The organism is Streptomyces sp. SA15 (assembly GCF_002291145.1).
Lineage (GTDB): Bacteria > Actinomycetota > Actinomycetes > Streptomycetales > Streptomycetaceae > Streptomyces.
In genome coordinates this window covers 34,738-57,896 of the sequence record NZ_NTGE01000150.1, presented here as the reverse complement: position 1 = coordinate 57,896, position 23,159 = coordinate 34,738, and the positions used below count along the sequence as shown (strand labels likewise).

Here is a 23,159-nt window from a genome sequence, read left to right as displayed (position 1 = left end):
CAGCAACGTCGTATTGTTGTCCAAGCCCGTGTATCCAGGTGATCAAGCTGCGTAGAGAACAGTCATGATCACTTACGACCACGGGCTTCCTGCATCCAGGGCCCAACTCCCCTTCTTCTGACCGTCAGTGACGGTGCGGCAGGCCACCCGAGACCAGACCCCGCTCAAGTTCGAAGACCCGGTTTGGCGGCTTGCGGTCGGTGGGCGGTGCGGCAGGGGAGCTGGCGAGTCGGGGATGGCGCCCGTCTGTCACGTCAGCCTCGCGCGGTAGGTATCACGAAGCAATTGGAGGATTTGTTCCACCGGTGAGTCTTCTGTCCTGGGCTTTTCCGGTTGGAGGGTGGAACGCTTCTGCCAATTGCTGGGGCGTGGTCCCCTCGAGGGCGGCTCAGGTGGGGAATTCGCCGATCCAGGCGCGGTTCAGCAACTGGCTGGGGATGTAGTCGGATTCGACGTCGATCGGGAAGCCGGCGTCATAGGCGAGGCAGGCGATGGCAAGGGGACCGAGCGCGAGGTAGCCCTCGACGGTTTCTTCGCGTGCCTCGGATGCAGTCCAGAACGACTTGTGGAGTTCCAGAGCTTCGGTGAGGGCCTGGTTGAAACCGTCGTGGTCTTTGCGCAGGAATTGGTGGAAGAGGTTGATCGGCTGGTACAGAATCTTGTCCAAGACTTCTCGATCGGCAAACTGCACTGCGTCCGGTGAGGACATCTGGATCGCGGTGACGAGTTTCTCGCCTAGTCCTGGACGCTCCAACCAGTATGATTGCAGGGCGTCGATCCAGTGGTACACATACTCGTCGTATTCCACCCCTGAAGAGCGCAGAAGGTCGAGCGGAATTTCGCACAGCTGTGTCATTCGAGTCTGTTCGCGGCACACGATCGAAAACCAGAACGCGGTGAGCCAGTTTCCTGCATTGGCGTAATATTGCGGGCCTGTCGCCGGGATGATCCGCATCTGATCCGCAATGCGGCACTCAACAGTGCCCTCCCTCTGAACGGCAGCCGCGAACGCCGCGGAACTCACCTGCATCGCGGTCACAGTGGCTTCCCAGGTGCGGAGGCGTGATGCGTTGGGGTTGACTGCCAGGCAGGCGCGAAGGTAGGTGTCTGCTCCTCCCATCGCCCCGTCGAACATGAGTGGCGAGCGCTCCAGGACGGCAATCGTTCGCGTGAGTCCCTCGCCCAGGGTTTGCGCGTATCCCTCGTCATCAGGCCCGGGGCTACCATGCCGAGCTACCCTCACCGTCACAGAACTCTCCCGTCAGCCAATGTTGAACTGGTGCTTCTCGTAGCCAGCGTACCGACCTCCGTCGGCCTTCCCCTTTATGAGAACGTAGTCCACCTTGCCTTCGGCGAGAGCAATCTTCAGCTCGGCTGCCAGCCGGGGCTCAGTGGGATGCTTTCGACCCCTGTTTTCCATTTGCTTGAGGATATCCATGAAGTACTCCCTTGAGCCTTGCATGGCGCTTCTCTTGCCATCGAGGAAGGGGATGTCCCTTTTGCCCATCTTGGTGCTGACATTCGACTTGGCCTCGATGACGACGAAACCGCCGTCTTCGCGGCGCCACACCTGATCGAATTGGTCGTTGCCGTTGGCCGGCCCGTACAGCGTCTCCTTGGTGGAGTTCGGATAATGCTCGGGAATGAACTGATGTTCCGCGATCGCCTCACCGTACGACTCAGCCGCCTTCGTGCGTTCATTCATCGCGGCCTTGTACTCGTTTCCGGCATCGTGCAACGCCGAGTCCGAGTCGTCCATGCCTTCGAGAGCCCCCCGGTGTCGGTCGGCGCTCATGGAATAGTCAATTGAGCTCCTCCGGTGGGCTGCCGCCTCGTCCAACTTCTGGAGTGTCTCCGGGCTCAGCACTTCGTGCCGGCCTCGGCTCAATTCGGCCCCGTCAACGTACTTTGCGGGGATGGGGGGCGGTGCATCGGACGCCGCGGACTTGACCTTCGTGGCGGGATCCACGTCCAGTTGGACCGGCACGAGTCCGCTTTCGTCCGTAACCGTTGTGTCGAGTCGACGACCGTCGGCGTAGTAGTGGTCCTTGAAGTATCCCGGCTCGTGATTTGCGCGGTAAACCTGTATTTCCTTGATCTGCTCCGGGGTAAGCGAACCCGGCGGACCGTACGGGTTGTCGCCGTCCCGCATGAAGGGGGGTCGTTCAGGACTCGACGGGCGGTCAGGTGTCGGCGTGTCATCGCTGTGCCTGCCCGCATCACCGAGCGCGTCGTCGCCGGCCCCACCGAGGTCGTCCAGGCTGCCGCCGCCCGGGGGCACTTCCGGGCCACGACCGGGCAGTCCGTCGGTGGCGCTGCTGCCGGGCAGGTCGTGGCCGCCGGGACCGGTACCACCGGTGCCGAGGTCGTTGGTGGGGCTGCCGGGCAGACGGTCGGCTGTTCCGGCGCCGGGTACCTGGTTGTCCGGGATGGTGCCGGGGGTGTGATTGTCGAGGCTGTTGGTCGGCAGGTTGTCGCCGACTCCGCCGCCTGGGAGATTGCCGGCGGTGCCGCCGGGGAGGTTGTCGCCCAGCCCGGCGCCGGGAAGGTCGCCGCCTGCGTGGACCGCTGGGGTGGTGGGGACGTCCTCGCCGACCCGGCCGACGTCGCCGAGGTTGTTGTCCACGCCGTTGCCGAGGCGGATGTGCTGGCCCGCCTGATCAGCGGTGTTGGTGGCCGCGCCGACCAGGGCCGGTTCCCTGACCGGAGAGTCCACCCGCGGCACGTCCGCGCCCGCAGCCGGGTCGCCGGACGACGGCCGGTCGACGATGTCCGTGGGGCCGGAGGCCTTGGCATCCATCTGGACGGTGCCGCGCTCGTCCAGGATGTTGCCCTCGCGGTCGACGAACAGCATCGGCTCGCCCTCGGGCGTGTTCAGCCGCTCCGCCCCCGCCGGCAGGACCGGGGCGTCGTCGGGCAGCTTGATGTTGCCGTCCGGGAGACGGGTCGCCCCGTCCGGGATCGCCGCGCCCTCGGGCAGGTTCACCGTGCCGTCGGGGAGCCGGACGGTGCCCTCGGGCAGGGTGATCGCGTTGTCGGGGAGGGCCGGGATGTCGATGTTGCCGACGCCCTTGAGGCTGGCGGCGATGTCGCCGATCTTCGACAGGCCGGCGCCCGCGCCCTTGGCGATGTAGGTCATCGGGTCGAGGACCCTGCCCGCCTTGCCGGCCACGGACAGGGCCTTCGCCACCGCGCCCGCCTTACCGGCACCTGCCACACCGGCACCCGCGCCACCGGTGAACACAGTGGTCAGGACGTTGAAGGTGACCGCTCCGGCCGCGCGGGCGGGGTTCTTGCCCCACTGATCCCACGCCACCAGCGCCTTGCCGGTCTCCTTCATCGCCGTACGCGAATCACGGATCCAGGCCGGGAGCTTGTCGTCCGGCAGAGCCCAGAACGCCACCTGCGCGCCCGGCATCATGCTCAGGGTCAGACCGGTGGCCAACTGCGCCAGGCCCTTCCAGGCCTGACCCATGGCGTCCCAGCCACCGAAGCCCACCAGCATGCCGAGACCCTTGATGGTGCCCCAGATGCCGTCGACGATCAGGCCGTCCCACACGAACGACTTCACCCAGTGGCCGACCTCGTACCACTTGTGCTTCTCCTCCACCGGGTCACCCCAGGGAAGCTTCGCGTTCTTCATGTCCTCGGCGTTGAACCCGTACTGGTCCTTACGCTCCGAACCATCCCCCGCCACCATCTGCGTCCCGCCCCACAGAGCGGTGATCTTGTTGTGGCAGGTGCGTTCCGCGGCCCAGAACGCCGCCACCGTCGCGGTGATGTCATCCCGGATCTGATTGTGCTCGTCGACCTTGTCGCCGTCGTACTCCCACTCGTCGTCATCCTTCACGGAATCGACGAACGTCACGGCCTTGGCCTTGAGCTCCTTCAGCTTGTCGACGAGCGGCCGGATCTCGGTGGCATACGACGACAACGCACCGGAGACGGTCTCCAGGTCGGTGGCGAAGTCGTCCGCCCGCTCCTTCACCGGCTTCGTCGTCGCGAAGAGCTGCTCCGCCTCCGGAGCCGTGTAATACGCCGACAACCCCTGGAACTGCGAATGCACATCCTCGCCGGTCTTACGGACATGACCCGCGTCCTTCTTCAAGTCCGCGTAGTCGATCTCCAGCTGCGGCAGGTTCCCCGTGAACTGGGGTATCTGCTCCGGCTTGATCACGCTCAACCGCCCCCGCTCGTCCGCGCGTCATCGGACCAACTCACACCAAGATCGGATCATCATACAAATAGGCCTGCGGGGCTGTCCAAGGCAGGAAGTGCCTTACCGCAGTGGGAAGTTGCGACGTTTTCGTGTGCGCGGGCCGCCGAAGCTCGCGGGTCGGCCGCCGCTCAGTAGGATGCCGCCCGCGACAGCCCCGCCGACCCCGATCGCGAGCGCATGCTCGGGCCGGCCGGCGATCGGCGTGCCGTGCACCCGCACGTCCTGCTCGGCGAGGTCGTGGGCCTGCCGGGCCAGGGCGTGGGCGCGTACCAGGTCGGTGAGGGTCGTGGCGTGGAGCAGGTCCTGGGTCGCCGTCGCCAGCCGGATGCGGGCGTCGGCGCCGACCTCGCCCCGGTGCGTGGTGATGAAGGCGTCCGCCGCGGCGGTGGCGCTGCGTGCGGTGAGGCGGGCGGCCGCCGGGAGGACCCCGGACCGGCCAGTGGTTACCGGCGCGAGGGCCTCCACCACCCGGCTCAGGATGCCCAGCGGGTCGTACGGACGCCCGCCGGTCAGCTCCCGCCGTACGGAGGCCAGCACGGCGTCGGCGTGCATGATCCGCGACCGCAGCTCGCCCACGGGGACGCCCAGCAAAGCGGGATCCGGCACCGCAACCGGTCCGGTCGCCTCCGGAACCGCCCCCGCCATGGCGCCCATCCCCGCGTCCGCCGGCTGCTCCCACTCTCCGGTCGTCGGCAGCACCCCCCGCAGCTCCCAGAGCTCCGCCTCCGCCCCTGTCAATGCGGCCGGCACCAGCTCCTCGGCGAACCTCAGCTCAGCGGCGAGTCGGTCGATTTCGTCGTCGAAGACGGCGGCCTGGGCGATTGCGCCCTCGGCTGCGCGCAGATGGCCGGCCGCCTCCTCCACGTCGCCCAAGTCGGCTGCCTGGCGGGCCTGGTTGAGGTGGACGGTGGCGAAGAGCAGGCGGTTCCTGGCCTGTTCGACGTACCCGATGACCGCGGCCGTGGCGGAGGGTGCGTACCGCTTGGTGAGGCTTGTGAGCGTCGCGTCCGTGGGCGCCGTACGTCCGGTGAGGTTGCGGAAGCGTGCCTCCGCGACCGCTAGGGCCTCGCCGATCTCCCGCTCCAGGGCGCGGAGTTGGTCGAAGGCGGGTGCCTCGGCGTCCAGTCGGCGGCCCGCCTCCTGGCATCGGCCCACGATGCCGGTGAGGGCTTGGCGCCGGGACGTCTCGTCCGTCGGGACGCCGGCCTCGTACTGCCTGCGTATCCGGAAGGCCGCCGACAGTTCCGACTCCGCGGCCTGTATCGCCTGCGCGAAGGGGGCGGTGGCCTCCTCGCCGAAACGGGCCTCGGCGAAGCCGAGCTCCTCGCGGCTGGTGCGGATCCAGTCGTCGGCCTCGGTCAGAAAGGCGCGGGAGTGGTCGTCGAGTTCCGTGAGGGGCGGGGACCAGCCGACGGGGGGTGCGGCGAGGGTGCCGCCGGGTGTCGTACGGGTTCTGGCCCGTCGTGTGCGGCGGATGTATCCGTAGCCTGCCAGGGCGGCCGCCGCGGCCATCACGACGAGCGGCAGGACGAGGTCGGCGGCGGACGTCTCCTCGTCCTCCTGCGCGACGGCGTTCGCGCTCGCGGTGGGTCCGGACCCGTTGACCGCAACCGGAGCGTCCGTACTGATCGTCATCCCCGGCAACACCAGCCACAGCACCCCGACCGCACCGCCCAGTACGGCAAGCGCCACCCGCACCCATATCTGCGAGGCGGCGCGCGGCGGCCGGCCCCGGAACGACGATGACGTCACATTTCGGAGCGTATGGGGAGGAACGCCGGCTCGCGACCGGGGTGAGGTGGGCGGGCGTACGCCGATGGGGAGGGGAACGCGCGATGGAAAGTTCTGGGGGGACGGGGTCGGGGATGGGGATGGGCGTGGGCATGGGGATGGACGGAGCGCAGCAGCAGGATGAGGGGAGCAGGGGAAACGAATCAGCAGCCGCCCCTGACAGTGACAGTGACAGCGAGCAGGCCCCACCGGAGCCCAGCCCCAGCCCCAGACCCAGCCGCCGCCCCTGGCTCCGCTGGACCCGCCGCACCGCCCTCACCCTCGTCCTCGTCGTCCTCCTTCCCCTCCTCGCGGCCGAGATCGCCCTCCGCGTGAACTACACCGGCGACCCGGCGGACGACACCTACACCAGGAACAAGGACGCGATCTGGCTCGGGCACGCCTGGGTCGACGGCCGCAAGAAGGACGCCGACGTCACCGGCCTCGCCCGCCGCCTGGAGACCACCGGAATCCGCGACCTGTACGTCCACTCCGGGCCCCTGGAGCACGACGGCACGCTGCCCGCGTCGGTCTATCCCCGAGCACGTTGGTTCATCGACGCCGTGCACCGCGAAGCACCCGGCATACGGGTCCAGGCCTGGCTCGGTGACGTGCTCGCCACCGAGAGCCCGGACGGGATGCGGCTGGAGCGCCCCGCGACGCGCGCGGCCGTCGTCGCCTCGGCGCGGCAGATCCTGGCCACCGGCTTCGACGGCGTCCATTTCGATCTGGAGCCCCTGCACTCCGGGGATCGTCACTACCTCACCCTGCTCGACTCCCTGCGCCGGGTCACGCGGGCGCAGGGCGCGCAGTTGTCGATCGCCGCCCACCAGATCGACCCGGTTCCGGCCTTCCACTCCTTCTGGGGGACGTTCACCGGGCACCCGAAGTGGTGGTCGCAGGAGTTCTTCGGGCAGGTCGCGCGTCGCGTGGACCAGATCGCGGTGATGTCGTACGACACCATGCAGCCGCTGGAGAGCACGTACGGCGGCTATGTCGCCCAGCAGACCTCGCTGGCCCTGGAGGTCACCCCGCAGTCCACCGACCTGCTCATGGGTCTGCCCTTCTTCCACGAGAACCGGTTCGGCCACTGGAGCCACGCCGAGACCGTCCCCGCCGCCGTCCGCGGCGTCCGCCTCGGCCTGTCCCGCACGGACGCCGACCGCGCCAATTTCGGTGTCGCCCTGTACGTCGACTTCGCGGCGAAGGAGGGGGACTGGACGGCGTACCGGGAGGGCTGGGTGCGGTGAGGAACCAGCCGCGCTGAAAACCGGCTGCGGCCGGTCCGGCCGGGTGCCACGATCCGACGCGTGACCGCCACCGGAAAGTCCCAGCCCAGCCAGTCCCAGCCCAGCCAGTCCCAGCCCAGCCAGTCTCAGCCCTGCCAGTCCCAGCCCCGCAAGCCCCTCACCCGCGACGACCTCGCCCCCCTCGCCCGGGCGGCGACCGGCCCCCACCGCACCCTCGCCGGCGTCGCCCGGCTGCGCGGCGGCTCGAAGAAGGGCGTCTACCGCCTCACCTTCGACGACGACACGACGGCCGTCGCCTACGTCTGGTCGGCCGACGAGGACTACTGGGACGCCGGACCCTCCGACCCGCGCGACCCCTTCTCGCACGGCACCGGCCTCGACCTGCTCACCGCGGCGCACGACCGCCTGACCGCCGTAGGTGTGCGCACGCCCCGGCTGCTGTACGCCGACGCCTCGCACGCGCACCTTCCGGCGGACGCGGCGGTTGTCGAGGACGTCACGGGCGGGAGTCTGGAGGAGGCGCTGGAGCGGGACCCGGTCGCGGGCCGCGCGGCCCTGGAACGGCTGGCCGGCCAACTCGACGTGCTGCACGCCCACGAGGGGCCGGCGTTCGGCAAGGTCGCGCTGGTGGACAACGGCGGTGTGTCGTCCGCCGACTCCTGCGAACAGCGGGTCACCGACGGTGCCCTGCGCTCCATCGCGGAGGCCGCCCGGCGGGACGCGCGCATCGCCGCCGCGAAGGAGGACCTGGAAGGGGCGGTCCGAGAGCTCTCCGCCGCGGTCCGCCCCCGCACGCGGTACACCCTCATCCACGGCGAGCTAGGCCCGGACCACGTCCTGTTGGACGCCGAGGGCAATCCCGCCCTGATCGACATCGAGGGCCTGCTGTACTTCGACGTGGAGTGGGAGCACGTGTTCCTGCGCCTGCGCTTCGGCCCGCACTACGACATCCTGGGCGCACCGGACATGGACGAGGACCGCCTCCGCCTCTACCGCCTGTCCATGCACCTGGGCCTGGTGTCCGGCCCCCTCCGCCTCCTCGACGGCGACTTCCCCGACCCGCAGTTCATGCGCGCCGTCGCCGAGCACAACCTGCGCAGGGCACTGGAACTGGTCGGGCGACCGGGTTAAGCGTCCCGTGGCCCAGACGTCATGCGTGCTTCTTCCGCAGGGAGACATCTGTTAGTTGTGAGCGATCTGTGAGCCCCCTACGGTCCACGGATGCGAGCGTTACTCACCAGCAAGGCTGCCCGGCGCGCTCTGCGCCCGATAGCCGACCTCATAGATCAGCGCATCGAGCGCCATGTTCGCCGCGCCCTCCAGAACGCCTCGGCCGCCGGAAAGACACCGGCCGCCACGATCACTCCCGACGCCGCGTTGCAGCAGGAACTCAAGGTGTTGCGCAACCGCCAGCGGCCCCTGGAGCTGTTCTTCGACGGGACCGGGCGCGGTGCCTCCCGGCTGCCGTCCGGGCCCCACCTCAACCGCACGATCAGCGAACTGGCGCAGGTTACCGGGGACAAGGACGGCGCCGAGCGCAATGTCGCCCAGGCGTTCCGGCTGCTCATCGCGATGGAGGCGCTCGGGGTCGGCCGAATAGCCGGCGGCACCATGAACATCGTCGGCAAGCTGTCCGCCGTACCGCTGCTCAAGCCGCCGAACGACGAGATCATGGAGATCGGCACGCTGTACGGGATGTTCGGCGCTTCCCTGATCCGGATGATGGAGCGCGCGGGGCGTGATCCGCGGCTGACGATCGTCGATCCGCTCGCGGGGACGCAGTTGCAGCCCGGGACGAGTATCGGTGACGACGCCTCGGGGACGCCCGTGCAGGGCGCCGCGGTGCGCACCAATCTCGCCCTGGCGGGTGCGGCCGGTGCCGCGACGCGGATTCAGCAGGGTTTCTCGGAGGATCCCGAGGTGCGTGCCCTGGTCTCCGACCGTTCCTACGGCGTGATCATCGTCGACGGCGACCACTCCGCCGCCGGTGTCGCGGCGGACCTGGAGTGGGCGGAGCAGATCGTCGCGCCCGGCGGGATCGTCGTACTGGACGACTTCGGGCACCCCAAGTGGCCCGGTATCAAGGAGGCCTTCGAGAAGCACATGGCGACCGACACCCGGTTCACCTTCCTCGGCCAGGCGGCGCACTCGGGATATCTGAGGGCCGCAGCCTGACGAACAGGTCCTCAGCCTGACGAGGACCGCCGACGGATCTTGTTCCCGAGCCATACGAGCGGGTCGTACTTGCGGTCGACGGCCCGCTCCTTCAACGGGATCAGCGCGTTGTCGGTGATCTTGATGCCTTCCGGGCAGACCTCCGTGCAGCACTTGGTGATGTTGCAGTAGCCGAGGCCGTGCTCGTCCTGGGCCGTCTTCTTGCGGTCCAGGCCGGTCTCGGCCGCCGCGTCCAGCGGGTGCATGTCCAGCTCCGCGACCCGCATCAGGAAGCGCGGGCCGGCGAAGGCCGTCTTGTTCTCCTCGTGGTCGCGGACCACATGGCAGGTGTCCTGGCACAGGAAGCACTCGATGCACTTGCGGAACTCCTGCGACCGGTCCACGTCCTCCTGCATCATCCGGTACTCGCCGGGGCCGAGCCCCTCCGGCGGCACGAAGGACGGCACCTCGCGCGCCTTGGTGTAGTTGAAGCCCACGTCCGTGACGAGATCGCGTACGACGGGGAAGGCGCGCAGGGGCGTGACGGTGATCGTCTCGTCCCGGGTGAACACCGACATGCGGGTCATGCACATCAGGCGCGGGCGTCCGTTGATCTCCGCCGAGCACGAACCGCACTTGCCCGCCTTGCAGTTCCAGCGGACGGCGAGGTCAGGGGTCTGCGTGGCCTGGAGGCGGTGGATGATGTCGAGGACGACCTCGCCCTCGTTCACCTCGACCTTGAAGTCCTCCAGGCCGCCGCCCTCGGCGTCACCCCGCCACACCTTGAAGTGGGCGTCGTAGCCGCTCATTCGTACAGCTCCTCTTCGGCGAGGTACTTGACCAGCTCCTCCTTGTCGAAGAGGGCGAGCAGGTCGGGACGGATGGCTTCGGTGGTTTCCCGTACGAGGTCGATCTGGCCGCGGACCGGGTCGGTGGCCGCCAACCCGCCTGTGGGGTCGGTGAGTTGGCACAGCAGGTTGATGCGGCGCCACTGGCGGTCCATCGTCGGGTGGTCCTCGCGGGTGTGGCCGCCGCGCGACTCCGTGCGCTCCAGCGCGGCCCGGGCCACGCACTCGCTGACCAGGAGCATGTTCCGCAGGTCCAGGGCGAGGTGCCAGCCGGGATTGAACTGGCGGTGACCCTCCACCCCGGCCCGGCGAGCCCGTACACGCAGGTCGGCCAGCTTCTCCAGGGCCTGCTTCATCTCCGTCTCGCGGCGGATGATGCCGACCAGGTCGTTCATCGTCTGCTGGAGTTCCTGGTGGAGGGTGTACGGGTTCTCCGGCGGGCCCGAGGCCGGCTCCTCGGTCTCGGCCGAGAAGGGGCGCAGGGCCTCGGCGGCCGCTGCGTCCACCTGGACGTCGTCCACCGGCGGGCGGCCGTCCGCGAGCCCCGTCGCGTACTCGGCCGCGTGCCGGCCCGCCCGGCGTCCGAAGACCAGCAGGTCGGAGAGGGAATTGCCGCCGAGGCGGTTCGAGCCGTGCATGCCGCCCGCCACCTCACCGGCCGCGTACAGGCCCGGCACCCCGCGTGCGGCGGCGGTGTCGGACTCGACGGCGATGCCGCCCATCACGTAGTGACAGGTGGGGCCGACCTCCATCGGCTCCGCGGTGATGTCGACGTCGGCCAGCTCCTTGAACTGGTGGTACATGGAGGGCAGGCGGCGGCGGATGACGTCGGCCGGCATACGGGTGGACACGTCCAGGAAGACGCCGCCGTGCGGGGAGCCGCGGCCCGCCTTCACCTCCGCGTTGATCGCCCGCGCCACCTCGTCGCGGGGGAGCAGCTCGGGGGGACGCCGGTTGTTGTCCGGGTCCTCGTACCAGCGGTCGCCCTCGTCCTCCGACTGGGCGTACTTCTCCTTGAAGACGTCGGGGATGTAGTCGAACATGAACCGCTTGCCCTCGGAGTTCCTGAGGACCCCGCCGTCGCCGCGCACCGACTCGGTGACCAGGATGCCCTTCACCGACGGCGGCCAGACCATGCCCGTCGGGTGGAACTGCACGAACTCCATGTTCAGCAGGGGCGCCCCGGCCAGCAGTGCCAGCGCGTGGCCGTCGCCCGTGTACTCCCACGAGTTCGACGTCACCTTGAAGGACTTGCCGATGCCGCCGGTCGCGATCACCACCGCGGGGGCTTCGAGGACGAAGAAACGGCCGGTCTCGCGGTCGTAGGCGAAGACGCCGGAGACGCGATTCCCGTCCTTGAGGACGCGGGTGACCGTGCACTCCTGGTACACCTTCAGGCGGGACTCGTAGTCACCCGTCTCCCGGTGGTCCTCCTGCTGGAGCGAGACGATCTTCTGCTGGAGGGTGCGGATCAGCTCCAGGCCCGTGCGGTCGCCGACATGGGCGAGCCGCGGGTACTCGTGCCCGCCGAAGTTGCGCTGCGAGATCCGGCCGTCCTTCGTACGGTCGAACAGGGCGCCCCAGGTCTCCAGCTCCCAGACCCGCTGCGGGGCCTCCTGCGCGTGCAGCTCGGCCATCCGCCACTGATTGAGGAACTTGCCGCCGCGCATGGTGTCGCGGAAGTGGACCTGCCAGTTGTCGCCCGCGTTGACGTTGCCCATCGCCGCCGCGATGCCACCCTCGGCCATCACGGTGTGAGCCTTGCCGAACAGCGACTTGCAGATCACCGCGGTACGGGCGCCGCGCTCGCGCGCCTCGATGGCGGCGCGCAGCCCGGCACCGCCGGCGCCGACCACGACGACGTCCCACTCCTGTCGGTCGACCACGGACATCAGAAGGCCTCACTCATCTAGAAGAAGCGCGGATCGTCGAAGGCACCGGACGCGACGAGATAGACGTAGAAGTCGGCGAGCGCCACGCTCACCAGCGACGTCCAGGCCAGCAGCATGTGCCGGGCGTTCAGCTTCCCGATCCACTGCCACGTCCGGTAACGCACCGGATGCTTGGAGAAGTGCTTCAGCTTGCCGCCGACGATGTGCCGACAGGAGTGGCAGGACAGCGTGTACGCCCAGATCAGCACGATGTTGACCAGGAAGACCAGGGTGCCGAGGCCCATGTGGCCCCACTCGTAGTGCTCGTCGCGGAAGGCGAGCACGGTGTCGTACGTCAGGATCGCGGCGACGAGGATCGCGGCGTAGAAGAAGTACCGGTGGATGTTCTGCAGGACCAGCGGGAAGCGGGTCTCGCCGGTGTACTTCTTGTGCGGCTCGGCGACCGCGCAGGCCGGGGGCGACATCCAGAAGCCCCGGTAGTAGGCCTTGCGGTAGTAGTAGCAGGTCAGGCGGAAGCCGAGCGGGAAGATCAGGATGATGATCGCGGGGGAGATGCCCCACCAGCCGCCGAAGATCTCCCAGTTGGGCCCCGCGCGCATCGGCTCACAGCGCTCCGCCAGGCACGGGGAGTAGAACGGCGAGACATACGGCGCCGCGTAGTAGTCCGTGTCGGCGAAGGCCCGCCAGGTCGAGTAGACGACGAAGGCCAGCAGACCGGCGGCCGTGGCGGCCGGGGCCAGCCACCAGCGGTCGGTCCGCAGGTGCGGGGCGGCGATCGCGGCGCGCGTAGGGGTTCTTACGCCGCCGCTGGTCGGATGGGGTTCTGTGGCGGGGGGCTCCGTACCAGTGGCCAATTCATGACTCCGGTCGGTTCAGGACGGCTCCGGTCGGCTCAGGGGGCGTGGCGGTCGCGGGCGCCGAGTCCCTCGTCGTCCGAGTCGATCCACAGTGAGTCGTCGTAGGGCGTGTCGGGGATGGTGACGAGATCGGGGCGCTTGGGCGCGGCGGGCGTGGAGGCCGCCTCACGCAGTAGCGCGACGCTCTCGCGCAGGTGCTCGGCGTCGGTGCGGACCCGGCGTATCTCCAGGCCACCGCCGCCGATCTGCTGTTCCAGGCGCCGCACCGACCGGTTCAGGTCGTCGAGGCAGCGCTGGACTGACGTCAGTTCATCGTGCACGGACATGACTTGCCCTCACTTCCGCGGGTTCTCAGGCCCAAGGCGGCAACGTTCATGCGCCTGCGAGTGTCGCGCGTCACACCGGCCGGTGGGAAGCGGTGTGCATGGATTGGCTGGGGTGCGTTGGTGCGTGCGGCGTGTGGGGCGGTTGCCGACTCAGGGGGCTGCGCCCCCTCGGACCCCGTCGCGTTGCGCCGTACGGGTGGGCTTCCCGGCTCTCGTCGTCGTGTCGCCTTCGGTTGATGAACCCTTTCCTCTTCAGTGTGTGGCCGTAGATCTGATCAGCTCCATATACCCCCAAACGTGATCATAACGCCCTTTTCTCATGGCGGCGGCTCCCGGAGGTACGCAGAGATGTCCCACGACGGCGTCGGACCCAGGCCCTCTCGCGCGGTCGCGCGCTCGGTCGCCTTCCTCACCTCGGGCGCGCTCGCGGTCTCCGCGCTCGCCGGATGCGGCTCCGAGGACAAGGCGGGCAAGCCGCTCGCCGGGCAGGACATCGCACCCGCCGCCCGCGTCCAGGTCGCCGACGGCGGCACCCTGCGCTGGGCGGTGGACGCCGTACCGGAGACGCTGAACACCTTCCAGGCCGACGCCGACGCGGGCACGACCCGGATCGCCCAGGCCGTGCTGCCGTCGATGTTCCAGCTGGACGAGAACGGGCGGCCGGAACGCAACCCCGACCACCTGGAGTCCGCCGAGGTCGTCGAGACCGAGCCGAAGCAGGTCGTGCTGTACAAGCTGAACCAGCAGGCCGTGTGGAGCGACGGCCGGGAGATCGGCGCCGCCGACTTCGCCGCCCAGTGGCGCGCCCTGTCCGGAAAGGACTCCGCCTACTGGACCGCCCGCAACGCCGGCTACGACCGCATCGAGAAGATCGAGCGCGGGGCGAACGACCTGGAGGTCAGGGTCACCTTCGAGCGGCCGTACGCCGACTGGAAGTCGCTGTTCTCACCGCTGTACCCGAAGGACGTCATGGGCACGCCGGACTCCTTCAACGACGGGGCCAGGAAGAAGCTGAAGGTCACCGCCGGTCCCTTCACCGTGAAGAAGATCGACCGCAAGGACGACAAGGTCACCCTCACCCGCAATCCCCGCTGGTGGGGCCACCCCGCCAAGCTGTCCGAGATCGAGCTGCGCGCCGTACCCCGCGACAAGCGGGCCGCCGAGCTGGCCGCCGGGAAGCTGGACCTGGCCGAGATCGACCCCGACGCCGCCGGACGCATCAGCCTCGCCGCCCGCGCCCGGGGCAGGGGCACGGCCACCCCGCTCCAGGGGCCGCGCGGCTCCGCCGACAAGAAGCCCGGGAAGATCACCGAGTACGAGCGTCAGCAGGCGGCTCTCCGCGGCTACGAGGTCCGCAAGTCCCTGGAGCCCGCCTACACCCAGCTCGCCCTCAACGGCGCCGCCGGCCCCCTCGCCGACGAGCGCGTCCGCCGTGCCGTCGCCCGCGCCCTCGACCGCGAGGAACTGGCGAAGGCCGTACTCAGGCCGCTGGGACTGCCCGCGGTGCCCGTCGGCAGCCATCTCGCGCTGTCCGGCCAGGCGGCCTACGCCGACAACAGCGGCGCGCTCGGCGACCAGGACACCAAGGAGGCGCAGGCGCTGCTCGCGGACGCCGGGTGGGTGCCGGGCGGGCCCCTCGAGAAAGAGAAGAAGAAGAAGGGGGAGAAGGCGGCCGGGGCGGAGGGCGAGAAGGGCGAGGAGAGCAAGAAGAGCAAGACGAGCAAGACGAGCGAGGAGGAGTCGGAAGGCGGCGACGAGGGGACGTACATCGTCGGCGAAGACAACAAGGGGCACGGCGAGGCCGACCACGACAAGAGCCACGAGGACGACTCCACACAGCTCGCCCAGGAAGGCAACCAGTACGACAGCAACAACCAGAAGCCGGGCGGAGACCCCGGCGCCTACGCCCCCAAGGGCACCGCCGCCCCCGCGGGCGCCGCGGCCCGTCCGCTCGCCAAGGACGGCAAGCCGCTCTCGCTCCGCTTCGTGCTCCCCTCGGGCTCCGGCTCACAGGCGCTGCGTACCGTCGCCGGCCGTATCAGCCGCATGCTGGAGAAGGTCGGCATCCGTACCGATATCTCCAAGGTCTCCGACGAGAGCTATTTCAAGGACCACATCGCGTCCGGCCAGTACGACCTCGCCCTGTACTCCTGGCCCACCTCCGCCTTCCCCGCGACCGACGCCCGCCCCATCTTCGCCAAGCCCGTCCCGGCCGCCGACGGTTCCCTGAACGTCGAGCAGAACTTCACCCGCGTCGGCACCGACCAGGTCGACCAGCTCTTCGACCAGGCCATCGGCACCCTCGACGAGGGCGAGAACCGCAGCCTGATCCGCAAGGCCGACTCCCGCATCTGGGCCGCCGCCGGCTCGATCCCCCTCTACCAGCGCCCCCAGCTGACGGCCGCGCGGAAGAACCTGGCGAACGCCGGAGCCTTCGGCTTCGAGACGCCGGTCTATGAGGACATGGGGTTCCTGAAGAAGGGGGCGAGGCCTGCGGCGGGCCCGTCGTCCAAGAGCTGAGGCTGTGAAGCGGCCTCCAGCTGTCGAGCGGGACCCCTGCCAACAGCCCCGGGGCGCCCCAGGGCTGCCTCCCTCTCCTTGACGGGCGCGAGGCCGTCGGCGAGCGCGTCGTCGGAGGGCTGACCGCCATAGCTCAGATCTCTCTCAAAGCCCTTGCTGTCCCTGCCCGGCGCCCCCACTATGAGCCCAATAGTGATCATGGTGCGGGTGCTGGGTGCCCGTGCGACGGGGGAGAGGAAGCCGACGCATGCGCGGCATGGCACAGCGGGCTTGGGTGGCGGGACTGGCCATGGTGGCGTTGGCGGCGGGGCTTGTGGCCTGCACCGGTGGCGAGGGCAAGGTGGACAGCAGGAGCAGCGGCAAGAGCGACAAGGCCGCGGTGGCGAAGGCTTGCGCCGACGGCACGTACGCCTGGTCCGGGGTCAAGAAGACGGACAAGCTGACCGGCGTCTCCGGGGTGGAGTCGCTGGGCGACGGTGGCGGCAAGCTGACGGAACGGTTGGAGCGGGTTTACACACCGCAGCCGTCGGTTCGGACCTCGGGGCCGGCCGTCTCCGCGGCGGAGGTCCTCTTCTCGCTGGGCAAGAAGATCGGCGAGATCGAGTCCGAGGCCCGCACCCTGGCGGAGGCGGACGGCGACACCTGGAGCTTCACCGACGTGCACGTCGAGGCCCCGGCCATCAACGACGGCAAGACCGAGGTCGACGGTGCCGGAGAGTTCGTGCGGTTCGCCGGGGTGCGAGAGGTGGCGGGTGATTTCAGCTACGTCTGCCCGGGCGGCAAGACCACCACGGGGCACGCGCGGACCTGGCAGGTCGACATCACCGGCATCGCCGACTGCGACGAGAGCGTCGGCGACTCCGACCTCGCTCGCGAGGCAGCCCGACGCGCCTGCGAGGAAGGCTCCCCAGCCACCCGGGACGCCTGACCTCAGCCGCCTGGTGAGCCCCCGCGGCAGCGGCCACGTACCATGGGGTGAGGCCGTGGCGTGTCCAGCCCGGCAGGGTCCGCGTAACACAGACGTACGCGCAGGCCATCCTCACACTCCGGGAGAACGCCGCTATATGGCCACGCGCCACGACATCCGTAACGTCGCCATCGTCGCCCACGTCGACCACGGCAAGACGACCATCGTCGACGCCATGCTCAAGCAGGCCGGTGCCTTCGCCGCGCACGCCGCCGAGAACCTCGACGACCGCATGATGGACTCGAACGACCTGGAGCGTGAGAAGGGCATCACGATCCTCGCCAAGAACACCGCGGTGAAGTACCACCCGAAGGCCGGCGGCGACGTCATCACCATCAACATCATCGACACCCCCGGCCACGCCGACTTCGGCGGCGAGGTCGAGCGCGGTCTGTCGATGGTCGACGGTGTCGTTCTCCTCGTCGACGCCTCCGAGGGCCCCCTGCCGCAGACCCGGTTCGTGCTGCGCAAGGCGCTCCAGGCCCGCCTGCCCGTCATCCTGTGCATCAACAAGACGGACCGGCCGGACGCCCGTATCGACGACGTGGTCAACGAGACGTACGACCTCTTCCTCGACCTCGACGCCGACGAGGAGCAGATCGAGTTCCCGATCGTCTACGCCTGCGGTCGTGACGGCGTCGCCTCGCTGACCAAGCCCGACGACGGCACCGTGCCGAGCGACTCCACCAGCCTGGAGCCGTTCTTCTCGACGATCCTGGAGCACATCCCGGCGCCGACGTACGACGAGGCCGCCCCGCTCCAGGCCCACGTCACCAACCTCGACGCCGACAACTTCCTCGGCCGTATCGCGCTGCTCCGCGTCGAGCAGGGCGAGCTGCGCAAGGGGCAGACCGTCGCCTGGATCAAGCGTGACGGCTCCGTCAGCAACGTCCGCATCAGCGAGCTGATGATGACCGAGGCGCTGACCCGGAAGCCGGCGGAGAAGGCCGGTCCCGGTGACATCTGTGCCGTCGCCGGTATCCCCGACATCATGATCGGCGAGACCCTCGCCGACACCGAGAACCCGATCCCGCTCCCGCTGATCACGGTCGACGAGCCGGCGATCTCCATGACCATCGGTACGAACACCTCGCCGCTGGTCGGCCGCGGCGGCACCGGCAAGGGCGCGGACGCGAAGGCCGCCGTCAAGGACCGCAAGGTCACCGCCCGGCAGGTGAAGGACCGGCTCGACCGTGAGCTGGTCGGTAACGTCTCGCTCCGCGTGCTGGAGACCGAGCGCCCGGACGCGTGGGAGGTGCAGGGCCGTGGTGAGCTGGCGCTGGCCATCCTGGTCGAGACGATGCGCCGCGAGGGCTTCGAGCTGACCATCGGCAAGCCGCAGGTGGTCACCAAGGACGTCGACGGCAAGGTCTACGAGCCGGTCGAGCGCATGACCATCGACGTGCCCGAGGAGCACATGGGCGCGGTCACGCAGCTCATGGGTGTCCGCAAGGGCCGTATGGACAACATGTCGAACCACGGCTCCGGTTGGGTGCGCATGGAGTTCGTCGTGCCGTCGCGTGGTCTCATCGGCTTCCGGACCGAGTTCCTGACGCAGACCCGCGGCACGGGCATCGGGCACTCCATCCACGAGGGCTTCGAGCCCTGGTTCGGCACCCTGCAGACCCGTAACAACGGCTCGCTGGTCGCCGACCGCGCCGGTGCCGTCACCGCCTTCGCGATGACGAACCTTCAGGAGCGCGGCGTGCTCTTCGTGGAGCCGGGCACCGAGGTGTACGAGGGCATGATCGTCGGCGAGAACTCGCGCTCCGACGACATGGACGTCAACATCACCAAGGAGAAGAAGCTCACCAACATGCGATCCTCCACGGCCGATGTGGCGGAGTCGATCGTCCCGCCGCGCAAGCTGTCGCTCGAGCAGTCGCTGGAGTTCTGCCGCGACGACGAGTGCGTCGAGGTCACCCCGGAGGCGGTCCGTATCCGCAAGGTGAACCTGGACGCCCGCGAGCGCGCCCGCGCCGCGAGCCGCGCCAAGCACGGCTGACACCGCCTCACTGTCGACGCACCGGGCATCCTCGCCTTCACGGCGGGGTGCCCGGCGCCGTTGTAAGGGGGCGTAGGGGCGGTAGGGGCCAGGCGGTAGGGCCGTAGGGAAAACCCTCTATTTGGAGCGGAGAGCCCTTAGAGGCGTGCCGATCGCACTACCCTGGCGCTGGAGTGGCTTGTCCGCCAACTGTGGGGCATGGGGCCGTGAATCCGCGGTGCCGGAATCGGCACGCGCGCTCTCGTTCACCGAGCGGCCTTGTCATCACGGAGCGTTGACGGAGCGGCAGGTGGTACCGCGCTCGCGCGCACAGCGCGCAGTCGTGCCGGAGGCACTGTGCCCGGCGAACCCGGTACACGCAATCTATTTTTAACATTCGAGTGTCCGGTATACGGACACTCGCTCCCGATAGATGTGTAACAAGTCCGTTTCGCAGGGATCTTTCGCCAAACCGTTTGTCCGGATTTTGGAAGAAGTAGGCGCCAGGTGTGATCGAACCGAGACCTTAGGGGTGTGGTTCGGCCATGGCCCATGGCAGATAGTTAGGCGCGTAGAGCTCGGATCAACGGGTCATGCGCGGCAGACCGCGCCGACTCACGAGCGCCGGGGGGCATCTGACTTTTCCGACACCGGTGAGGTGGCGGTTGTGTGTCATGTGCTCTCCCTTGCGGTGAACCAATGGACTCATGAGGAGGAACCCATGCGCGGTGCCAAGAGCGCCAAGTGGGTCGCGATAGCCGCGGTTGTGGCGCTGGGCGCGACCGCCTGTGGCGGCAGCGACGACGGCGACAGCGGCGACAGCAAGGCTGCGATCGACCCGAACGGCACGTTTACGGTCGAGTCCGGTGAGCCGCAGAACCCGCTGCAGCCGGCCAACACCATGGAGTCCTACGGCAGCATCGTGATCAAGTCACTGTTCACCGGTCTGGTGGACTATGACTCGAGCGGCAAGATCGTCATGATGAACGCCGAGTCCGTCGACTCCACCGACAACAAGACCTTCACGGTCAAGCTGAAGCCGGGCTGGAAGTTCCACGACGGCACCCCGGTGACCGCTGAGTCCTACGTCAAGGCCTGGAACTGGGCCGCCGCCCCCGCGAACAAGCAGACCAACAGCTTCTGGTTCTCGGACATCCAGGGCTACGCCGACGTCGCCCCCGAGAAGGGCAAGCCGAAGGCCACCGAGATGTCCGGCCTGAAGGTCGTCGACGACAACACCTTCACCATCACGCTGACGACGCCCATCCCGTACTTCGTCTACAAGCTGGGCTACGAGGTCTTCTCGCCGCTGCCCGAGTCCTTCTACAAGGACCCCGCGGCCGCCGGTGAGAAGCCGATCGGCAACGGCCCCTACAAGTTCGTCAGCTGGGAGCACAAGAAGGCGATCACGGTCGCCAAGAACGCCGACTACAAGGGCTCGAACGCGGCCAAGAACGGCGGCGTGACGTTCAAGAACTACTCCACCCCCGAGACGGCCTACGAGGACCTGAAGTCCGGCAACGTCGACGTTCTGACCCAGATCGCGCCCCGTGACCTGCCCGTCTACAAGGCGGACCTCGGCGACCGTGCCGTGGACCAGGCCTACTCCGCGATCCAGACGATCGCCCCGGCCTTCTACACCGACCAGTGGAAGGACATCGACCCGAAGGTCCTGCAAGGCCTGTCGATGGCGATCGACCGCAAGACCATCACCACGACCGTGCTCCAGGGCACCCGTGAGCCCGCCACCGGCTGGGTCGCCAAGGGCGTCCTCGGCTACCAGCCGTCCCTGGGCACCGACATCTTCACGTACGACCCGGCCAAGGCCAAGGCGCTCATCAAGGAGGGCGGCGGCGTTCCGGGCAATAAGATCTCCATCCAGTTCAACGCGGACGGCGGTCACAAGGAGTGGGTGGAGGCGGTCTGCGGCTCCATCACCAAGGCCACCGGCGTGGCGTGCACCGGTGACTCGAAGGCCGACTTCCAGGCCGACCTCGACGCGCGTGACGCGCATGAGGTCAAGTCGATGTACCGCTCCGGCTGGGTGCTCGACTACCCGTTCAACGCCAACTTCCTGCGCGACCTGTTCGGCACCAAGTCGTCCGGCAACACCAGTGGCTTCTCCAACAAGGAGATCGACACTCTGATCACGCAGGCCGACGCCGCCAAGACGCTGGAGGAGTCGGAGAAGCTGTACCAGGAGCTCGAGAAGAAGCTGCCTGAGTACATGCCGAGCATTCCGCTCTGGTACTACAAGGTCAACGCGGGCTACTCGGAGAAGGTCAGCGGCGTGAAGTTCGCCCAGGACGGCGACCCGATCCTGACCGGCGTTCAGGTCAAGAAGTAACCGCAACAGACCGTTGTCCCGGGCGCGGCTGACCCCGCCCGGGGAACGGCAGCAGCCGGGGGGCCCTTTCCACACGCATCTTCAGGTGATGCGCGAGGGAAGGGCCCGTCGGCTGCCGCCGTGACTGACATGGAGGCACGATGGGGCGCTACGTCGCACGACGACTGCTCCAGATGATCCCGGTGTTCATCGGGACAACCCTGTTGATCTTTCTCATGGTCTACGCCCTGCCCGGTGACCCCGTGCGCGGCCTCTTCGGCGACAAGGCCGGCAGCCCGCAGGTCATCGCGGCGCTGAGACATGAGTACGGCCTGGACGACCCGATCCTGGTGCAGTACTGGAACTACATGAAGGACATGATCCTCCATGGCGACTTCGGTACGCAGATCGCCAGTGGCCGTCCCGTCACGGACGTACTGGGCGAGGCATTCCCGGTGACCCTGCGCCTCGCCTCCCTGGCCTTCGCCATCGAGTTCGTCCTGGGGATCGCCCTCGGTGTGGTGGCGGGCCTGCGCGCCGGGCGGCTCACCGACAACGTGATCCTCGTGATGACGCTGCTGTTCATCTCGGTCCCGGTCTTCGTCCTCGGCTTCATCGCCAAGCTGGTCTTCGCCGACCAACTGGGTTGGGTGGAGTCGAACGTCCAGGACTCCACGAACTACGGCCAGTTGCTGATGCCGGCCATCGTTCTGGCGACCGCGTCACTGGCCTATGTGACCCGGCTCACCCGTACGTCGATCGCTGAGAACCGCCGCGCGGACTACATCCGTACCGCGATCGCCAAGGGGCTGCCCAAGAGCCGTGTAGTGGGCGTCCACCTCATGCGCAACTCGATGATCCCCGTCATCACGTACCTGGGCACCGACATCGGTGCGCTGATGGGCGGTGCCGTCGTCACCGAGGGCCTGTTCAACATCCAGGGCGTGGGCGGCACGATCTACGAGTCCCTCGTGCGCCGCGAGGGGACCACCCTGGTCGGGCTGGTGACGATCCTCGTTCTCGTCTACCTCCTCGCCAACCTGCTCGTCGACCTGCTCTACGCGGTCCTTGACCCGAGGATTCGCTATGCCTGACGTGACCAAGACCGACGTCAAGACCGGCGCGATGGACCCGGTCGGCGGGACCCCCGCGGTGCCGCCCGCCGTGCCCAAGGCCGAGAAGACCCGCAGCCTGTGGGGCGACGCCTGGGCCGACCTGCGGCGCAGCTGGATCTTCATCGTCTCCAGCGTGCTGATCTTCTTCCTGCTGCTGATCACCTTCTTCCCCGGCTGGTTCACCAGCGCGGAACCGATCCTTGGCGACCTGTCCAAGCACTACCTGCAGAAGCCCAAGCTGGGGGACGTCGGCTCGGCCGACTGGCTCGGCTACGACCAGCAGGGCCGCAGCGTGTACGCCCGCCTCATCTACGGCACCCGGGCCTCCATCGCCGTCGGTTTCGGCACCACCATCCTCGTCACGATCGTGGGCAGCCTGGTGGGCATGATCGCCGGATACTTCGGCGGCGTCGTCGACTCGATCCTGTCGCGGCTGACGGACGTGTTCTTCGGTATCCCGTTCCTGCTCGGCACCATGGTCGTGCTCAACTCCTTCCCGGAACGCACGACATGGGTCGTCATCGGCGCCCTGGGCTTCTTCGGCTGGACGCAGATCTCCCGCGTGATGCGCGGCGCGGTCATCACCACCAAGCAGTCCGACTACGTCCAGGCCGCCAAGGCCCTGGGCGCGAGCACCCCGCGGATCATGTTGCGGCACATCCTGCCGAACACCCTCGCCCCGGTGATCGTCGTCGCCACCATCTCGCTCGGTGTCTACATCGCCGCCGAGGCGACACTGTCCTTCCTGGGCCTCGGCCTCAGTGGCGTGTCGTGGGGCAACGACATCTCCGACGGCGGCAACCAGATCCGCGTGGCACAGTGGATCATGCTCTATCCGTCGATCATGCTCAGCATCACGGTGCTGGCGTTCATCATGCTCGGTGAGGCCGTACGCAACGCCCTCGACCCGAAGATGCGCTGAGGGAGGCGT

Annotated in this window: 16 protein-coding genes; 9 read left to right on the top strand and 7 right to left on the bottom strand. The window is 68.4% G+C overall.

What is annotated here, in order from left to right:
* Nucleotides 1–388: 388 nt before the first annotated feature.
* From CLM62_RS34050 to CLM62_RS34040, 3 genes are all read right to left on the bottom strand, one after another.
* On the bottom strand, nt 389–1,135 hold the full coding sequence (locus tag CLM62_RS34050) for an immunity 49 family protein (protein ID WP_306457954.1): 747 nt from the start codon (nt 1,133–1,135) through the stop codon (nt 389–391).
* Between the two features lie 126 nt (nt 1,136–1,261).
* Nucleotides 1,262–4,177, bottom strand: a complete 2,916-nt coding sequence (locus CLM62_RS52150; protein WP_257004247.1) for a hypothetical protein — start codon at nt 4,175–4,177, stop codon at nt 1,262–1,264.
* Nucleotides 4,178–4,279: 102 nt separating this feature from the next.
* On the bottom strand, nt 4,280–5,971 hold the full coding sequence (locus tag CLM62_RS34040) for a hypothetical protein (RefSeq protein WP_095753743.1): 1,692 nt from the start codon (nt 5,969–5,971) through the stop codon (nt 4,280–4,282).
* A gap of 137 nt (nt 5,972–6,108) precedes the next feature.
* On the opposite strand from CLM62_RS34040, the gene CLM62_RS34035 reads away from it, so the two are divergent.
* The 3 genes from CLM62_RS34035 to CLM62_RS34025 all read left to right on the top strand — a co-directional run bounded on the left by CLM62_RS34035 (nt 6,109) and on the right by CLM62_RS34025 (nt 9,414).
* Nucleotides 6,109–7,239 carry a glycosyl hydrolase family 18 protein gene (locus CLM62_RS34035; protein ID WP_095753861.1) on the top strand — a complete coding sequence of 377 codons (1,131 nt, stop codon included), beginning with the start codon at nt 6,109–6,111 and terminating at the stop codon, nt 7,237–7,239.
* A gap of 60 nt (nt 7,240–7,299) precedes the next feature.
* Nucleotides 7,300–8,370: a phosphotransferase gene (locus CLM62_RS34030; RefSeq protein WP_095753742.1), complete on the top strand. Its 1,071-nt coding sequence runs from the start codon at nt 7,300–7,302 to the stop codon at nt 8,368–8,370.
* Between the two features lie 90 nt (nt 8,371–8,460).
* Nucleotides 8,461–9,414 carry a class I SAM-dependent methyltransferase gene (locus CLM62_RS34025; protein ID WP_095753741.1) on the top strand — a complete coding sequence of 318 codons (954 nt, stop codon included), beginning with the start codon at nt 8,461–8,463 and terminating at the stop codon, nt 9,412–9,414.
* A gap of 11 nt (nt 9,415–9,425) precedes the next feature.
* Here CLM62_RS34025 and CLM62_RS34020 read toward each other — a convergent pair whose 3' ends face one another.
* The 4 genes from CLM62_RS34020 to CLM62_RS34005 are packed head-to-tail and all read right to left on the bottom strand — an operon-like array spanning nt 9,426 to nt 13,316.
* Nucleotides 9,426–10,202, bottom strand: a complete 777-nt coding sequence (locus CLM62_RS34020; RefSeq protein WP_095753740.1) for a succinate dehydrogenase/fumarate reductase iron-sulfur subunit — start codon at nt 10,200–10,202, stop codon at nt 9,426–9,428.
* Nucleotides 10,199–12,133 carry a fumarate reductase/succinate dehydrogenase flavoprotein subunit gene (locus tag CLM62_RS34015; RefSeq protein WP_095753739.1) on the bottom strand — a complete coding sequence of 645 codons (1,935 nt, stop codon included), beginning with the start codon at nt 12,131–12,133 and terminating at the stop codon, nt 10,199–10,201. Before CLM62_RS34015 ends, CLM62_RS34020 begins: the two co-directional genes overlap by 4 nt.
* A gap of 17 nt (nt 12,134–12,150) precedes the next feature.
* Nucleotides 12,151–12,987 (bottom strand): hypothetical protein, encoded by an 837-nt coding sequence (locus tag CLM62_RS34010; protein WP_095753738.1) that lies wholly within the window; start codon nt 12,985–12,987, stop codon nt 12,151–12,153.
* A gap of 38 nt (nt 12,988–13,025) precedes the next feature.
* Nucleotides 13,026–13,316, bottom strand: a complete 291-nt coding sequence (locus CLM62_RS34005; RefSeq protein WP_095753737.1) for a hypothetical protein — start codon at nt 13,314–13,316, stop codon at nt 13,026–13,028.
* Between the two features lie 348 nt (nt 13,317–13,664).
* Here CLM62_RS34005 and CLM62_RS34000 point away from each other — a divergent pair, with 348 nt between their 5' ends.
* From CLM62_RS34000 to CLM62_RS33975, 6 genes are all read left to right on the top strand, one after another.
* Nucleotides 13,665–15,836: an ABC transporter family substrate-binding protein gene (locus CLM62_RS34000; RefSeq protein WP_095753736.1), complete on the top strand. Its 2,172-nt coding sequence runs from the start codon at nt 13,665–13,667 to the stop codon at nt 15,834–15,836.
* A 247-nt stretch (nt 15,837–16,083) separates the two neighbouring features.
* The gene (locus CLM62_RS33995; RefSeq protein ID WP_095753735.1) at nt 16,084–16,764 is read left to right on the top strand and encodes a hypothetical protein; all 681 of its coding nucleotides are present in this window, start codon (nt 16,084–16,086) and stop codon (nt 16,762–16,764) included.
* 136 nt (nt 16,765–16,900) lie between these two features.
* Nucleotides 16,901–18,808 (top strand): translational GTPase TypA, encoded by a 1,908-nt coding sequence (gene typA / locus CLM62_RS33990; RefSeq protein ID WP_095753734.1) that lies wholly within the window; start codon nt 16,901–16,903, stop codon nt 18,806–18,808.
* A gap of 700 nt (nt 18,809–19,508) precedes the next feature.
* Nucleotides 19,509–21,134: an ABC transporter substrate-binding protein gene (locus tag CLM62_RS33985; RefSeq protein WP_095753733.1), complete on the top strand. Its 1,626-nt coding sequence runs from the start codon at nt 19,509–19,511 to the stop codon at nt 21,132–21,134.
* A 140-nt stretch (nt 21,135–21,274) separates the two neighbouring features.
* The gene (locus tag CLM62_RS33980) at nt 21,275–22,207 is read left to right on the top strand and encodes an ABC transporter permease (RefSeq protein ID WP_095753732.1); all 933 of its coding nucleotides are present in this window, start codon (nt 21,275–21,277) and stop codon (nt 22,205–22,207) included.
* Nucleotides 22,200–23,150 carry an ABC transporter permease gene (locus CLM62_RS33975; protein ID WP_095753731.1) on the top strand — a complete coding sequence of 317 codons (951 nt, stop codon included), beginning with the start codon at nt 22,200–22,202 and terminating at the stop codon, nt 23,148–23,150. The genes CLM62_RS33980 and CLM62_RS33975 overlap by 8 nt, the downstream gene beginning before the upstream one ends.
* Nucleotides 23,151–23,159: the final 9 nt, after the last annotated feature.

Coding starts and splice junctions, on each gene's coding strand:
- CLM62_RS33985 (WP_095753733.1), top strand. CDS start 19,509: ATGCGCGGTGCCAAGAGCGCCAAGTGGGTCGCGATAGCCGCGGTTGTG.
- CLM62_RS34035 (WP_095753861.1), top strand. CDS start 6,109: ATGGACGGAGCGCAGCAGCAGGATGAGGGGAGCAGGGGAAACGAATCA.
- CLM62_RS33995 (WP_095753735.1), top strand. CDS start 16,084: ATGCGCGGCATGGCACAGCGGGCTTGGGTGGCGGGACTGGCCATGGTG.
- CLM62_RS33975 (WP_095753731.1), top strand. CDS start 22,200: ATGCCTGACGTGACCAAGACCGACGTCAAGACCGGCGCGATGGACCCG.
- CLM62_RS33980 (WP_095753732.1), top strand. CDS start 21,275: ATGGGGCGCTACGTCGCACGACGACTGCTCCAGATGATCCCGGTGTTC.
- CLM62_RS34015 (WP_095753739.1), bottom strand. CDS start 12,133: ATGTCCGTGGTCGACCGACAGGAGTGGGACGTCGTCGTGGTCGGCGCC.
- typA (WP_095753734.1), top strand. CDS start 16,901: ATGGCCACGCGCCACGACATCCGTAACGTCGCCATCGTCGCCCACGTC.
- CLM62_RS34050 (WP_306457954.1), bottom strand. CDS start 1,135: ATGTTCGACGGGGCGATGGGAGGAGCAGACACCTACCTTCGCGCCTGC.
- CLM62_RS34020 (WP_095753740.1), bottom strand. CDS start 10,202: ATGAGCGGCTACGACGCCCACTTCAAGGTGTGGCGGGGTGACGCCGAG.
- CLM62_RS34025 (WP_095753741.1), top strand. CDS start 8,461: ATGCGAGCGTTACTCACCAGCAAGGCTGCCCGGCGCGCTCTGCGCCCG.
- CLM62_RS34000 (WP_095753736.1), top strand. CDS start 13,665: ATGTCCCACGACGGCGTCGGACCCAGGCCCTCTCGCGCGGTCGCGCGC.
- CLM62_RS34005 (WP_095753737.1), bottom strand. CDS start 13,316: ATGTCCGTGCACGATGAACTGACGTCAGTCCAGCGCTGCCTCGACGAC.